13 protein-coding genes are annotated in these 13,919 nt (G+C 64.9%); 11 read left to right on the forward strand and 2 right to left on the reverse strand.

What is annotated here, in order from left to right; genetic code table 11:
- Positions 1-22: 22 nt before the first annotated feature.
- Positions 23-451 (reverse strand): DUF3597 domain-containing protein, encoded by a 429-nt coding sequence (locus tag CFB24_RS12560; RefSeq protein WP_088520954.1) that lies wholly within the window; start codon positions 449-451, stop codon positions 23-25.
- Positions 452-641: 190 nt separating this feature from the next.
- On the opposite strand from CFB24_RS12560, the gene CFB24_RS12565 reads away from it, so the two are divergent.
- Entirely contained in the window at positions 642-929 is a 288-nt protein-coding gene (locus tag CFB24_RS12565) for a YciI family protein (RefSeq protein WP_088520955.1), read from the forward strand.
- Positions 926-1,342 (forward strand): EVE domain-containing protein, encoded by a 417-nt coding sequence (locus CFB24_RS12570; RefSeq protein ID WP_088520956.1) that lies wholly within the window; start codon positions 926-928, stop codon positions 1,340-1,342. The genes CFB24_RS12565 and CFB24_RS12570 overlap by 4 nt, the downstream gene beginning before the upstream one ends.
- Before the next feature lie 10 nt (positions 1,343-1,352).
- Here the strand turns inward: CFB24_RS12570 and CFB24_RS12575 are convergent, their stop codons facing one another.
- The gene (locus CFB24_RS12575; RefSeq protein WP_088520957.1) at positions 1,353-1,901 is read right to left on the reverse strand and encodes a MarR family winged helix-turn-helix transcriptional regulator; all 549 of its coding nucleotides are present in this window, start codon (positions 1,899-1,901) and stop codon (positions 1,353-1,355) included.
- 170 nt (positions 1,902-2,071) lie between these two features.
- Between CFB24_RS12575 and zapE the strand changes: the two genes are divergently transcribed.
- From zapE to CFB24_RS12620, 9 genes are all read left to right on the forward strand, one after another.
- Positions 2,072-3,253: a cell division protein ZapE gene (gene zapE, locus CFB24_RS12580; protein WP_088520958.1), complete on the forward strand. Its 1,182-nt coding sequence runs from the start codon at positions 2,072-2,074 to the stop codon at positions 3,251-3,253.
- Complete coding sequence (locus tag CFB24_RS12585; RefSeq protein ID WP_088520959.1) at positions 3,250-3,882, forward strand: TetR/AcrR family transcriptional regulator; 633 nt, start codon at positions 3,250-3,252, stop codon at positions 3,880-3,882. The genes zapE and CFB24_RS12585 overlap by 4 nt, the downstream gene beginning before the upstream one ends.
- 252 nt (positions 3,883-4,134) lie before the next feature.
- Positions 4,135-5,097 carry a malate dehydrogenase gene (gene mdh / locus CFB24_RS12590; RefSeq protein ID WP_088520960.1) on the forward strand — a complete coding sequence of 321 codons (963 nt, stop codon included), beginning with the start codon at positions 4,135-4,137 and terminating at the stop codon, positions 5,095-5,097.
- Positions 5,098-5,195: 98 nt separating this feature from the next.
- A complete protein-coding gene (sucC, locus tag CFB24_RS12595; protein ID WP_088520961.1) occupies positions 5,196-6,392 on the forward strand; it encodes an ADP-forming succinate--CoA ligase subunit beta in 1,197 nt (398 codons plus the stop codon).
- Position 6,393: 1 nt separating this feature from the next.
- The gene (gene sucD, locus CFB24_RS12600) at positions 6,394-7,284 is read left to right on the forward strand and encodes a succinate--CoA ligase subunit alpha (protein WP_088520962.1); all 891 of its coding nucleotides are present in this window, start codon (positions 6,394-6,396) and stop codon (positions 7,282-7,284) included.
- A 177-nt stretch (positions 7,285-7,461) separates the two neighbouring features.
- A complete protein-coding gene (locus tag CFB24_RS12605) occupies positions 7,462-10,476 on the forward strand; it encodes a 2-oxoglutarate dehydrogenase E1 component (RefSeq protein WP_088520963.1) in 3,015 nt (1,004 codons plus the stop codon).
- A 75-nt stretch (positions 10,477-10,551) separates the two neighbouring features.
- Positions 10,552-11,769, forward strand: a complete 1,218-nt coding sequence (odhB, locus tag CFB24_RS12610) for a 2-oxoglutarate dehydrogenase complex dihydrolipoyllysine-residue succinyltransferase (protein ID WP_088520964.1) — start codon at positions 10,552-10,554, stop codon at positions 11,767-11,769.
- A gap of 95 nt (positions 11,770-11,864) precedes the next feature.
- Entirely contained in the window at positions 11,865-13,262 is a 1,398-nt protein-coding gene (gene lpdA / locus CFB24_RS12615) for a dihydrolipoyl dehydrogenase (protein ID WP_088521025.1), read from the forward strand.
- Positions 13,263-13,350: 88 nt separating this feature from the next.
- Positions 13,351-13,905 carry a hypothetical protein gene (locus tag CFB24_RS12620; protein ID WP_088520965.1) on the forward strand — a complete coding sequence of 185 codons (555 nt, stop codon included), beginning with the start codon at positions 13,351-13,353 and terminating at the stop codon, positions 13,903-13,905.
- The last annotated feature ends 14 nt before the right edge of the window (positions 13,906-13,919 follow it).

Below are 13,919 nucleotides of genomic sequence, written 5' to 3' on the forward strand. Positions count from 1 at the left end.
CCCGCAACCCGGGCGCGTCGCCTCAACGCTTGAGCAGTTCGGACGGAACCTCGCCGCCATTGGCGGCGACAAGGTCGATCACCTTCTTGTGCAGCCAGACATTCATGACGGCGGTGTCTTCCGTATCGCCGTCATATTTCAACTCGGCGGCCAATTGCTTGCGCGCGGCCAGGCTGGAATCGAGACCGAGCAGTTTCAAGAGGTCGACGATGGAGACGCGCCAGTCCAGGGTTTCGGGATTGGCGTCGTTCAGATCGTCGAGGACTTTGGCGATATCGACATGGGCTGCCGGCGTCGCCGCCGCGGGCGTTTGCCCGGCCGGGACGGACCCGGCCGGAGAGACAGGGGCGTTGGCCGCGTTCGCCGCGCCTGGTTCGGGCTGTGAGGCGGAGGCGGGTGTCGCCGGGGCCGAACCAAAAATCTTGTTGATGATTGAACCGAAGATGCTCACGGGAAATCCTCCCTGCTCGCAATAAAACGGTCCTGCACAGTCTTTCGTTCACCGTCAGGCGCTGGAACAGTAGGACCAATGTGCGACGCTTACAACACGCCGGGGGCCAAACGGGATTGAATGCGCCGGCCAAGTTATGCAAGCATCTGGCGACGCTCATTTAAATGTTGAACCCTTGAGAGCCTTTCCCATGCATTACGTCGCCATCTGCCTCGACAAGCCCGATTCGCTGGCCAAACGGACCGAAAATCGCACCGCACATCTCGGTTTTCTCGCCGCCAACGCCGCCAAGGTGAAGCTCGGCGGCCCGTTTCTGGACGCTGGCGGAAAGATGTGCGGCTCCATGCTGATTCTCGATTGCGCCGACGAAGCCGAGGCCAAAAGCCTGCTGGCGCAGGACCCCTACGCCCATGCGGACCTGTTCGCGTCGGTGGAGCTTCGCGCATTCAAGCCCGTGGTCGGCGTCTCCCTGGCATGAGCGCCTTCTGGCTATTCAAGAGCGAGCCCGACGCGTGGTCCTGGGACCAGATGGTCGCCTGCGGCGCGGCGGGAACCGGCTGGACCGGCGTGCGCAACCATCTGGCGAAGAAGCAGATGCAGGCCATGCAGGCCGGCGATCTCGGCTTCTTCTACCACTCCAACGTCGGCAAGGCCGTGGTGGGGGTGGTCGAAGTCATCAAGACGTTCCACCCCGACCCCACCGACGAGAGCGGCAAGTTCGGCATGGTGGACGTGCGCGCGGTGGAGCCGCTGCCGCGCCCGGTGACGCTGGAGGAGATCAAGGCCGACGCGCGCTTCGCCGATATGGCGCTGGTCACCAACATGCGTCTTTCGGTTCAGCCGGTCTCGGCCGAACATTGGAACGCGATCCGGGCGCTGGGCGGGCTGTGACGGACTCGCTCTAGAAATCGTCCGGATCGAGTCCGCCGGGCTGGGCGACGCCGGCCGCCACGCCGGCGAGCCAGCGCCGCAAGGCGCGTTCGCGCTTGGGCCGCATGCCCTCGGCAAGACGCGCCGACGCCGCCTCGATCCGCTCCCGGCCCAGCCGCAGGATCGTCTCGCCCTGCGGCGTCAGCGCCAGCGGCCGCGCCCGGGAGCCATTGGCGCGGAGATCGTTGGCGACGGCGCCGTCCTCCTCGCGCACCAGACCGGCGCGACGCAGATTGGCGATGATCAGGCTGACCGTTTGCGGCGTCAGCTTGACGCGCCGCGCGATATCGGCGGCCAGCAAGCCGGGACTCGCCCCAAGCAGATGCAGCGCCGCCAGTTGCGGCGGCGTCACGCCGAGATCGGCGAGCAGGCGCTCCTCCGCCAACCGCTGCGCCGCGGCCGCCTGGCGCAACAACGTCGCGAGATCGCCATTTTCGCCGGGAAGCTCCGAAAGACGCAGCTGTTTGCGCTTGTCAGCCTCCGGCGCGGCGAATTCCTGGGGGACGCGAAGTTTGGTCATGGTTGGCCCGATGCAAGTCGAAGTCGATTTAATCTTACGCTGTGAATGGCTCAGCCGCCGCCGGAATTTGTGACAAATTGCCCACCTTTTCCTCTCGTCTAGGCGAAAGGCGAGCTTGTCATCGCTCCGGCTGCGCCTTTACACGAAACCATTGCCGCCGGACACACCCGATGGAAAGCTCTCCTCGCTCGATCGCCGACCGCTACAATGCCCTGGTTGCGGAGGGCCGCATCGAACGCGACGCGCATCAGGCGCTGATCGTGGCGAAGCTCGACGCTTTGCGCGCAGCCCTGGTCGAATCGCGTCTCGCGAAAAAATCGAGCGCGCTGGGCTGGCTGTTCGGCGCGCGCCGCGGCGCGGAGACGCCGATCAAAGGCCTGTATGTCTGGGGCTCGGTCGGGCGCGGCAAGACCATGCTGATGGACCTGTTCTTCGAGTCGGTTCCGCTGGAATCGAAGCGGCGCGTCCATTTCCACGCCTTCATGGCCGACGCCCACCGGCGGATTTTCGACTGGCGCCAGAAGAAGAAAGCCAACGCGGTCAAGGGCGACGATCCGATCGTCCCGGTGGCCGAAGCGCTGGCCAGGGACGCCACGCTGCTGTGTTTCGACGAATTCGCCGTGACCGACATCGCCGACGCCATGATCCTGGGCCGGCTGTTCCAGGCGCTCTGGGCGCGAAACGTGGTCGTGGTCGCCACCTCCAACGTCGATCCGGGCGATCTTTACCGCGACGGGCTCAATCGCGCGCTGTTCCTGCCCTTCATCGAATTGATCCGCGCCAATATGGACGTGATGAAGCTCGACGCCCCCCGCGATTTTCGCTTGGAGCGGCTGGAGAACGCGCCCGTCTGGCTCACCCCTCCTGACGATCACGCGAAAGCCACGCTGACCAAAGCGTTTACCGCCCTGAGCGGCGTCGCCAAGGGCGCGGCGACGCGCCTGCCCATTTTGGGCCGTGAGGTCGCAGTGCCGGAAGCCGCCGGCCATGTCGCGCGGTTCGATTACGCCGATCTGTGCAAGATGCCGTTGGGCGCGGCGGATTTCGTCATGATCTCGGACTGTTTCCATACGCTGATCGTGGACAACATCCCGGTGATCGGGCCGGACGAGCGCAACGAGGCCAAGCGTTTCATCAATCTGATCGACGCGCTCTACGACCGGCGGGTCAAGCTGCTGGCCTCGGCCGCGGCCGAACCGCACGAGCTTTACCGGGCGCCGCAGGGCCGCGAAGCCTTCGAATTCGAGCGCACCGTGTCCCGGCTGATCGAAATGCGCTCCAAAGATTATCTGGCGCAGCCGCACGCCAGCATCGGGATCAGCGGCGACACAGCGGGTCTGGTCGAGACATGAGCGCGTCCGCGTCGGCGCGACCGCCCGAGACGACGCCCGACCAAAGGATTCTTGAACACGCCTGCGATCATCTGCGGCGCTTCGGCCCGAAACGGACGACGATCCTCGACATTGCCGAGGCCGCGGGCATGTCGCACGCCAATGTCTATCGGTATTTTCCGTCCAAGCTCGCCCTGTTCGACGCGGTGACAGAGCAATGGCTGAAGGCGCTGGAAAGCCAGTTGCGCGTGATCAAGGAGGGGCCGGACCCTGCCTATGACAAGCTGGAGCGGGCGCTGTCCGCCATCCAGAAGACCTATCGCGCCAAGCTCGAGGCCGATCCGGCCTTGTTCGACCTGCTCTGCGACGCCATCGCGAAGAACCGCGTCGTCGCGCGCAAGCACCGCAACAAGATGCAGGGCGAAATTCAGGCGATCGTGGAAGAGGGCATCAATTCCGGCTCGTTTCGCCTGGCGGACAGGCGCCGCGCCATGGCGCTGGTGTTCGACCTGGCGCACCGTTTCATTCAGCCGATCTCCATCGCGCTCGACCGGTTCATCCCGACGCCGGATCTGGATTTTCGCGCCAGCCGGGCCTTCGCCGCGATCCAGCGCAGCCTTGTCTATGGCGATCCCGACTTTGACTTATGACAAATAATGTTATTTGTCATAGACTTGCCGCGCCCCGCCGTCCGCCGCCGCGAAAACGGTCTAACATCCTGATACTTAGCCACCTTCCAAGCTCGATCTGCGGCTTTTTGTCGCCCCGCGGCGGGCGCGCCCCCGGCCGTTAGCCTTTCTCCCGACTTGAAAGCCCGGCCGCTTGGAGGCACAAGCCCTGTCCGACACTGAGGCCAACCCTGCCGCGCGGGCGCGCAGGGATCATGAAGCAAGGACACACCCATGGCGCGTAACAAGATTGCACTGATCGGAGCTGGACAGATCGGCGGCACCCTGGCCCATCTCGCCGGCCTCAAGGAGCTTGGCGACATCGTCCTGTTCGACATCGCCGAAGGCACGCCCCAGGGCAAGGCGCTCGACATCGCCGAATCCTCGCCGGTCGACGGCTTCGACGCCAAGCTCTGCGGCGCCAATGACTACAAGGCCATCGAAGGCGCCGACGTGATCATCGTCACCGCCGGCGTGCCGCGCAAGCCCGGCATGAGCCGCGACGACCTGCTCGGCATCAATCTCAAGGTGATGGACGCCGTCGGCCAGGGCATCAAGCAGAACGCCCCGAACGCCTTCGTGATCTGCATCACCAACCCGCTCGACGCCATGGTCTGGGCGCTGCAGAAGGCTTCGGGCCTGCCGGCCAACAAGGTCGTCGGCATGGCCGGCGTGCTCGATTCCGCCCGTTTCCGCTACTTCCTCGCCGAAGCCACCGGCGTGTCCGTCAAGGACATCCACGCAATGACGCTCGGCGGCCACGGCGACGACATGGTGCCGCTGGTGCGCTATTCCACCGTCGGCGGCGTGCCGCTGCCGGAACTCGTCAAGTCCGGCTGGCTGACCCAGGAAAAGCTCGACTCGATCGTCGACCGCACCCGCAAGGGCGGCGGCGAAATCGTCGCGCTGCTCAAGACCGGCTCGGCCTTCTACGCCCCGGCCGCCTCCGCCATCGCCATGGCCGAATCCTATCTCAAGGATCAGAAGCGCGTCCTGCCGGCCGCCGCTTATCTCAACGGCGAATATGGCGTGACGGACACCTATGTCGGCGTGCCCGCGCTGATCGGCGCCAATGGCGTGGAAAAGATCATCGAAGTCTCCTTCGACGCGACGGAGAAAGAGCAGTTCGCCAAGTCGCTGGCTTCGGTGCAGGGTCTGATCGCGGCCTGCAAGCAGATCAATCCGGCGCTCGCCTGATTTTTCGATCCAGTCCCCGGCGACGACCGTCGGGGACTGCGGATCCGCACGGCGAGAACAGCCGGCGGCGCCGCACATCTCTCCTCGGGAGGTTTTGAATGAATATTCACGAGTACCAGGCGAAAGCCATCCTCAAAGAATTCGGCGCGCCGGTTTCGCGCGGCGTTGCCGTGCTGAAAGTCGAGCAGGCCGAGGCGGCCGCGAAGGAGCTCGGCGGTCCGCTCTGGGTCGTCAAATCGCAGATTCACGCCGGCGGACGCGGCAAGGGCAAGTTCAAGGAAGCGAGCGCCGGCGACAAGGGCGGCGTGCGCCTCGCCAAGTCGATCGACGAGGTCAAGGAAAACGTCAAGCAGATGCTCGGCGCCACGCTGGTGACCGTCCAGACCGGCCCGGCCGGCAAGCAGGTCAACCGCCTCTATATCGAGGAAGGCGCGGATATCGAGAAGGAATTCTACCTCTCGGCTCTGGTCGACCGCGCGACCTCGCGCGTCTCCTTCGTCGTGTCCACCGAAGGCGGCATGGACATCGAGGACGTCGCCCACCACACGCCCGAAAAGATCAAGACTTTCTCCGTCGATCCGGCCACCGGCGTGATGCCGCATCACGGCCGCACCGTCGCCCAGGCGCTGAACCTCACCGGCGATCTCGCCAAGCAGGCCGGCAAGCTCGTGGACATTCTCTACAAGGCGTTCGTCGCCAAAGACATGTCCATGCTGGAGATCAACCCGCTGATCGTCACCAAGCAGGGCGACCTGCGCGTGCTCGACGCCAAGGTGTCGTTCGATTCCAACGCGCTTTACCGTCACCCCGACGTGTTCGCGCTGCGCGACGAGACCGAGGAGGACGCCAAGGAAATCGAAGCGTCCAAACATGACCTGTCCTATGTCGCCCTCGACGGCGACATCGGCTGCATGGTCAACGGCGCGGGCCTCGCCATGGCGACCATGGACATCATCAAGCTCTATGGCATGGAGCCCGCCAACTTCCTCGACGTCGGCGGCGGCGCCACCACGGAGAAGGTCACGGCGGCGTTCAAGATCATCACCGCAGACCCGAACGTGAAGGGCATCCTCGTCAATATCTTCGGCGGCATCATGCGCTGCGACGTGATCGCGGAAGGCGTGATCGCGGCCGTGAAGGAAGTGGGCCTGAAGGTTCCGCTGGTGGTGCGCCTCGAAGGCACCAATGTCGATCTCGGCAAGAAGATCATCAGCGAATCCGGTCTCAACGTCATCTCCGCCGATGACCTCGACGACGCCGCCCAGAAAATCGTCAAGGCCGTGAAGGAGGTTTGACATGTCCATCCTGATCGACAGCAACACCAAAATCATCACCCAGGGTTTTACGGGCAAGAACGGCACGTTCCACTCTGAACAGGCGCTGGCCTATTTCGGCACCAAGGTCGTCGGCGGCACCTCGCCCGGCAAGGGCGGAAAAACCCATCTGGGCCTGCCGGTGTTCGACACGGTCGCGGAAGCCAAAGAGGCCACCGGCGCCGACGCCTCCGTGATCTACGTGCCGCCGCCCGGCGCGGCCGACGCGATCTGCGAGGCCATCGACGCGGAAATTCCGCTGATCGTCTGCATCACCGAGGGCATCCCGGTCGAGGACATGATCAAGGTGAAGCGGTCGCTGATCGGCTCGAAGTCGCGCCTGATCGGCCCGAACTGCCCCGGCGTCATGACCGCCAACCAATGCAAGATCGGCATCATGCCCGGCAATATTTTCAAGCCGGGCAATGTCGGCATCGTCTCGCGTTCGGGCACGCTGACCTATGAAGCGGTGTTCCAGACCACGCAGGTCGGCCTCGGCCAGACCACGGCGGTCGGCATTGGCGGCGACCCCGTCAAGGGCACCGAATTCATCGACATGCTCGAACTGTTCCTGGCCGACGACAAGACCGAATCGATCATCATGATCGGCGAAATCGGCGGTTCGGCGGAAGAGGATGCGGCGCAGTTCATCGCCGACGAGGCCAAGCGCGGCCGCAAGAAGCCGATGGTCGGCTTCATCGCGGGCCGCACCGCCCCTCCCGGCCGCCGCATGGGCCATGCCGGCGCGATCATCGCCGGCGGCAAGGGCGGCGCCGCGGACAAGATCGCCGCGATGGAAGCCGCGGGCATCCGCGTCTCTCCCTCGCCGGCGCGACTGGGCTCGACCCTGGTCGATGTTCTGAAGGGCAAATGATTTGAGGCGCGGGCGAAAACAACAACGCCCGCGCCTTTTTCCTTCCGTCGGTCAAGAGAGCCGCCGGCGGAAGCCCCGAGACAAACTCGGTTTGAGGCTCGAATGCATTCCACGGGGAATGCCTGATACCGCGGGCAAAGTCGCGACAGCGGCGGCGGGTCGAGAGGAAAAACCATTATGGCGCGTCCAGACAGCACAACAACCAATGGCGGTGGAGGAAACGGCCGATCGCAGACGAACGAGGCCTTCGCCAATTCGTCCTTCCTGTTCGGCGGCAACGCCGCCTATATCGAGCAGCTCTATGCGCTCTATGAAGAAAATCCCGCCGCCGTGGACGCGGAATGGCGCGAATTCTTCGGCGGTCTGAACGACGACGCCCAATCTGTCGCCGCCAACGCCAAGGGCGCCTCCTGGAAGCGCAAGAACTGGCCGCTCGCGCCGCAAAGCGAACTGGTCGCCGCGCTCGACGGCCAATGGCCGGTCAACGAAAAGGCCCTGGCGGACAAGATCAAGAACAAGACCGCCGCCGCGGGCGAGGGCGAGATTTCCGCCGCCGAACTGCAGCGCGCCACCCAGGATTCCGTGCGCGCCATCATGATGATCCGCGCCTATCGCATGCGCGGCCACCTGCACGCCAATCTCGATCCGCTCGGCCTCGACCCGATGAAGGATCACGAGGAGCTGCATCCCTCGACCTACGGCTTCACCGAAGCCGACTACGACCGCAAGATCTTCATCGACCATGTGCTCGGCCTCGACTACGCCACCATCCGCGAGATGCTGGCGATCCTGCGCCGCACCTATTGCTCGACCATCGGCTGGGAATTCATGCACATTTCCGATCCGGCCGAAAAAGCCTGGATCCAGGAACGCATCGAAGGGCCGGACAAGGAGGTCACCTTCACCAAGGAAGGCAAGCGCGCCATCCTGCAAAAGCTGATCGAGGGCGAGGGTTTCGAGAAATTCCTCGACGTGCGCTACACCGGCACCAAGCGCTTCGGCCTTGACGGCGGCGAAGCCATGCTGCCTGCGCTCGAACAGATCATCAAGCGCGGCGGCGCCCTCGGCGCCAGGGAAATCGTCATGGGCATGGCCCATCGCGGCCGCCTCAACATCCTCTGTCAGGTGATGGGCAAGCCGCACCGCGCCCTGTTCAACGAATTCAAGGGCGGCTCGTTCCTGCCCGACGAGGTCGAAGGCTCCGGCGACGTCAAATACCATCTGGGCGCCTCGTCCGACCGCGAATTCGACCATAACAAGGTGCATCTGTCGCTGACGGCCAATCCCTCGCACCTTGAAATCGTCGATCCCGTCGTGCTCGGCAAGGTGCGCGCCAAACTCGACCAGGACACCGAACGCGCGCCCGACGACCGCCGCTCGATCATGCCGCTGCTGATCCACGGCGACGCGGCCTTCGCCGGTCAGGGCGTGGTGGCCGAGTGTTTCGGCCTGTCCGGGCTGAAGGGCCACCGCACCGGCGGCTCGCTGCATTTCATCATCAACAACCAGATCGGCTTCACCACCTATCCGCGCTATTCGCGCTCCTCGCCCTATCCGTCCGACGTGGCCAAGACGGTCGAGGCGCCGATCTTCCACTGCAACGGCGACGATCCCGAGGCGGTGGTGTTCTGCGCCAAGGTGGCGACGGAATTCCGTCAAAAATTCCAGAAGCCGGTCGTGATCGACATGTGGTGCTATCGCCGCTTCGGTCATAACGAAGGCGACGAACCGTCCTTCACCCAGCCGCTGATGTACAAGAAGATCCGGTCGCACAAGTCGACGCTGGACATCTATGCGGACAAGCTGATCGCCGAGGGGCTGGTCACCAAGGGCGAGGTGGACAAGCTGAAGGCGGACTGGCGCAGCCGGCTCGACGCCGAATATGAGGCCAGCCAGGCGTTCAAGCCCAACAAGGCCGATTGGCTCGACGGCCGCTGGTCCGGCCTGCGCGCCGTGCCGAGCGCCGACCTCGAAGACGCGCGCCGCGGCGCGACGGCGCTCAGCGTGGAAAAAGTCAAGGCCTACGGCAAGGCGCTCACCACCCCGCCGAAAGGTTTTAATCTCCACAAGACCATTCAGCGCTTCCTCGATCATCGCGCCAAGGCGATCGAAACCGGCCAGGGCATCGACTGGGCCTTGGCCGAAGCGCTGGCCTTCGCCTCCATCGTCGACGACGGCTATCGCGTCCGCCTGTCCGGCCAGGATTGCGAGCGCGGCACGTTCTCGCAGCGCCATTCCGTGCTGATCGACCAGGAGAACGAAAGCCGCTATGTGCCCCTGAACCACATCCGCGACGGGCAGGGCCATTACGAAGTCATCAATTCCATGCTGTCGGAAGAGGCGGTGTTGGGCTTCGAATATGGCTATTCCCTCGCCGAGCCCAACGCTCTGGTGCTGTGGGAAGCGCAGTTCGGCGATTTCGCCAACGGCGCGCAGGTGCTGTTCGACCAGTTCATCTCCTCGGGCGAGCGCAAATGGCTGCGCATGTCCGGTCTGGTCTGCCTGCTGCCCCATGGCTACGAGGGCCAGGGTCCCGAGCACAGTTCGGCCCGTCTGGAGCGCTATCTCCAGCTCTGCGCCGAAGACAACATGCAGGTCGCCAACTGCTCCAGCCCGGCCAATTATTTCCACATCCTGCGCCGGCAGCTGAAGCGCGACATCCGCAAGCCGCTGATCCTGATGACGCCGAAGTCGCTGCTGCGCCACAAGCGCGCGGTCTGCACGATGGACGAACTGACCGGCGACGGCCATTTCCGCCGCCTGCTGTCCGACACGGCGGAGACCGATCCCAACGAGAAGATCAAGCTGGTCAAGGACGACAAGATTCGTCGCGTCGTGCTGTGCACCGGCAAGGTCTATTACGACCTCTACGAGGAGCGCGAGAAGCGCGGCATTGACGACGTCTACCTGCTGCGCGTCGAACAGCTCTATCCCATGCCGCTCAAGGCGCTGGTCGAGCGTCTGAAGCGCTGGAAGAAGGCCGATGTGGTCTGGTGCCAGGAGGAGCCGAAAAATATGGGCGCCTGGTCCTTCGTCGAGCCCTATCTGGAATGGGTGTGCACGCAGGCCGGCGGCAAGAGCAATCGCGCCCGCTATGTCGGACGTCCGGCCTCCGCCGCCACGGCGACCGGCACGATGTCGCGCCACCTCGCCCAGCTCCAGGCCTTCCTGGACGACGCTTTCGCGAATTGATCCGCGTGAATCGGGACGCCCCGGGGCGTCCCCCCTTCCCTTACGAAGCCGCGCCTTAAGCGGATGAGGTTGCTCATGTCCACCGATGTTGTCGTTCCCACCCTTGGCGAATCCGTTTCCGAAGCCACCATTGGCCGCTGGTTCAAGAAAATCGGCGATGTTGTGAAGGCCGACGAACCCTTGCTCGAACTCGAAACCGACAAGGTCACGCTCGAAGTCAACGCCCCCGCCGCCGGCACGCTGGCGGAAATCATCGCCAAGGACGGCGACACCGTTTCGCCGGGCGCCCTGCTCGGCAAGATCGGCGGCGCCGCAGTCGCCGGCGCCACGGCCGCCGCTCCGGCCGCTGAGGCCCCGGCCGCCGCGCCGGCTCCCGTCGCCGCTGCGCCGGTCGCCGCGTCGGTTGGCGCGGGCGCCCCGCCCTCCCCGGCCGCCGCGAAAAACGCCGCCGACCGCGGCATCGACGTCGCGCAGGTTCCCGGCTCCGGCAAGCGCGGCCAGGTCTTGAAGGGCGACGTGCTCACCTACGCGCCGCCGGCCGCGCCCGCTCCTGCGCCGGTCGCGCTGCGCGCGCCGTCGGCGCCGGCTGACGCCCCCCGCGAAGAACGCGTGAAAATGACCAAGCTGCGCCAGACCATCGCGCGCCGCCTGAAGGATGCGCAGAACGTCGCGGCCATGCTGACCACGTTCAACGAAGTGGACATGCAGCCGCTGATGAGCCTGCGCACGCAGTACAAGGAATTGTTCGAGAAGAAGCACGGGGTCAAACTCGGCTTCATGGGCTTCTTTGTGAAAGCTTGCACCCATGCGCTGAAGGAAATCCCGGCGGTGAACGCCGAGATCGACGGCACGGACCTCATCTACAAGAATTTCTGTCACGTCGGCGTCGCCGTGGGCACCGACAAGGGCCTTGTGGTGCCCGTGGTGCGCGACGCCGACAAGCTGTCGATCGCCGGGGTCGAGAAGACCATCGCCGATTTCGGCAAGCGGGCGCGCGACGGCCAGCTCAAAATTGATGAAATGCAGGGCGGCACCTTCACCATCTCCAACGGCGGCGTCTATGGCTCGCTGATGTCGACGCCGATCCTGAACGCGCCGCAGTCCGGCATTCTCGGCATGCACAAGATCCAGGAGCGCCCGGTCGTGATCGGCGGCAAGATCGAGATCCGCCCGATGATGTATCTGGCGCTGTCCTACGATCACCGCATCGTCGACGGCAAGGAAGCCGTCACCTTCCTCGTCCGCGTCAAGGAAGCGCTGGAAGACCCGGCGCGCCTCGTGCTCGATCTCTGATCGCATCCCGCCATGCCCGGCGCAGCCGGGCATGATCCTGCCTTGTGGAGAAAGTCCCGGCCCGGCCGGGCATGTTCCCTCTCGCGGAGAATTCCATGTCCTACGATCTCATCGTCATCGGCTCCGGCCCGGGCGGCTATGTCTGCGCCATCCGCGCCGCGCAGCTCGGCCTGAAGACCGCCATCGTCGAAAAGCGCAAGACCTACGGCGGCACCTGCCTCAACATCGGCTGCATCCCCTCCAAGGCGCTGCTGCACGCCTCCGAAATGTTCGAGGAAGTCGCGCACGGCCTGGGCAAGCTCGGCGTCAGCGTCGGCAAGCCCAAGCTCGACCTGCCCGCCATGATGAAGCACAAGGACGACACGGTCGGCGCCAATGTGCAGGGCGTGGCCTTCCTGCTGAAGAAGAACAAGGTGGACGGGTTTATCGGAACCGGCTCCATTCCCGCCGCCGGCAAGGTGGAAGTGACCGCCGAGGATGGCGCCAAGCAGGTGCTGGAGACGAAGAACATCGTCATCGCCACCGGCTCGGACGTGGCCCAGCTGCCCGGCGTGACCATTGACGAACAGGTGGTGGTGTCCTCGACCGGCGCGCTCGAACTGCCGAAAGTTCCAGGCAAACTGATCGTGGTCGGCGCCGGCGTGATCGGCCTCGAACTCGGCTCGGTCTGGCGCCGTCTCGGCGCCGAAGTCACCGTGGTCGAATTTTTGGACCGCATCCTGCCGGGTCTCGATCTCGAAACCTGCAAGCAGTTCCAGCGCCTGCTGGAAAAGCAGGGCGTGAAATTCCAGCTCGGCGCCAAAGTGTCGAGCGTCGAAAACACCGGCAAGGGCGCCAAGGTGACGATCGAGCCGGCCGCCGGCGGCGCCGCCTCCACGCTCGACGCCGATGTGGTGCTGGTCGCCATCGGCCGCCGCCCCTACACCCAGGGCCTCGGCCTGGAGGCGCTGGGCGTCGCGCTGGAGCGCGGCCAGATCGTGATCGACAGCCATTTCGCCACCAATGTCCCCGGCGTTTACGCCATCGGCGACGTGGTGCGCGGCCCGATGCTCGCCCACAAGGCGGAGGACGAGGGCATAGCGATCGCCGAAATCCTGGCGGGACAGCACGGCCATGTGAACTATGAGGTGATCCCCGGCGTGGTCTACACCAGCCCGGAAATCGCCTGCGTCGGCGCCACCGAAGAGGATCTGAAGGCCAGGGGCGTCGCCTACAAGGCCGGCAAATTCCCCTTCACCGCCAACGGCCGCGCCCGCGCCGCCAACCACACCGACGGTTTCGTCAAGGTGCTGGCGGATGCGACCACCGACCGCGTGCTCGGCGTCCACATCCTCGGCCATGGCGCCGGCGAAATGATCGCCGAGGCCGCCGTGTTGATGGAATTCGGCGGCTCCTCCGAAGATCTCGCGCGCACCTGCCACGCCCATCCCACCATGTCGGAAGCGGTCAAGGAAGCCGCGCTGGCCGTCGAGAAACGCGCCATCCACATCTGACGCGCAACCGACCGCGAAAGGCCCGGCGCGTCCGGGCCTTTTTTTTAACCTGATTTCTGCGACATTATCCGCGCATACGGGGACCGCCATGCGCCAGTTCAAGAAATATCTGTGGCTCACGCTCGCCGGCTTCTTTCTGTTTGAAGCCTGGCTTTGGGATGTTTTGGGCGCGACTTTGGGGACGCTCGTCGCCGCTCTCCCGATCCAACAGGCGCGCGACTCGTTCGAGGGTTTCGTCAAAACCCTTTCGCCCTGGGGCAGCGTGCCGATCTTCGTGCTCCCCATCCTGCCGCTGCTGCCGCTCAAATTCGCCGCGCTGTTCCTCCTCGCCCATCATCATCTTGTCGCGGGCCTGGGCTGCTTCCTCGCCGCGAAACTGATCGGCTTCGCGGCGGGCGCCTATCTGTTCGAGCTGTGCCGGCCGAAACTGCTGCAAATCGCCCTGTTCGCCAAGCTCCACGCCACGCTGATCCGCTGGCGCGGCTTCGCCCACGACCTGATCGAGCCCTATCGCGCCGAACTGCGCCGGCGCACGCAAGCCCTGCGCGCCCGGATTCGGCTGTGGCGCGGCGCGCGCGGATCCGCCATGGTGGCCCGCCTGCGCGCGCGCAGCCGACGCTGGATCGCCCAGCGCAACGGATAATCGAAGCCGCGCCG

This window comes from Rhodoblastus acidophilus, assembly GCF_900187365.1.
Taxonomy (GTDB): Bacteria; Pseudomonadota; Alphaproteobacteria; order Rhizobiales; family Beijerinckiaceae; genus Rhodoblastus; species Rhodoblastus acidophilus.

Excerpts from the sequence above, each read along its gene's own strand:
- CFB24_RS12565 (WP_088520955.1), top strand. The coding sequence starts at position 642 with ATGCATTACGTCGCCATCTGCCTCGACAAGCCCGATTCGCTGGCCAAA.
- CFB24_RS12570 (WP_088520956.1), top strand. The coding sequence starts at position 926 with ATGAGCGCCTTCTGGCTATTCAAGAGCGAGCCCGACGCGTGGTCCTGG.
- CFB24_RS12575 (WP_088520957.1), bottom strand. The coding sequence starts at position 1,901 with ATGACCAAACTTCGCGTCCCCCAGGAATTCGCCGCGCCGGAGGCTGAC.
- zapE (WP_088520958.1), top strand. The coding sequence starts at position 2,072 with ATGGAAAGCTCTCCTCGCTCGATCGCCGACCGCTACAATGCCCTGGTT.
- CFB24_RS12585 (WP_088520959.1), top strand. The coding sequence starts at position 3,250 with ATGAGCGCGTCCGCGTCGGCGCGACCGCCCGAGACGACGCCCGACCAA.
- mdh (WP_088520960.1), top strand. The coding sequence starts at position 4,135 with ATGGCGCGTAACAAGATTGCACTGATCGGAGCTGGACAGATCGGCGGC.
- sucC (WP_088520961.1), top strand. The coding sequence starts at position 5,196 with ATGAATATTCACGAGTACCAGGCGAAAGCCATCCTCAAAGAATTCGGC.
- sucD (WP_088520962.1), top strand. The coding sequence starts at position 6,394 with ATGTCCATCCTGATCGACAGCAACACCAAAATCATCACCCAGGGTTTT.
- CFB24_RS12605 (WP_088520963.1), top strand. The coding sequence starts at position 7,462 with ATGGCGCGTCCAGACAGCACAACAACCAATGGCGGTGGAGGAAACGGC.
- odhB (WP_088520964.1), top strand. The coding sequence starts at position 10,552 with ATGTCCACCGATGTTGTCGTTCCCACCCTTGGCGAATCCGTTTCCGAA.
- lpdA (WP_088521025.1), top strand. The coding sequence starts at position 11,865 with ATGTCCTACGATCTCATCGTCATCGGCTCCGGCCCGGGCGGCTATGTC.
- CFB24_RS12620 (WP_088520965.1), top strand. The coding sequence starts at position 13,351 with ATGCGCCAGTTCAAGAAATATCTGTGGCTCACGCTCGCCGGCTTCTTT.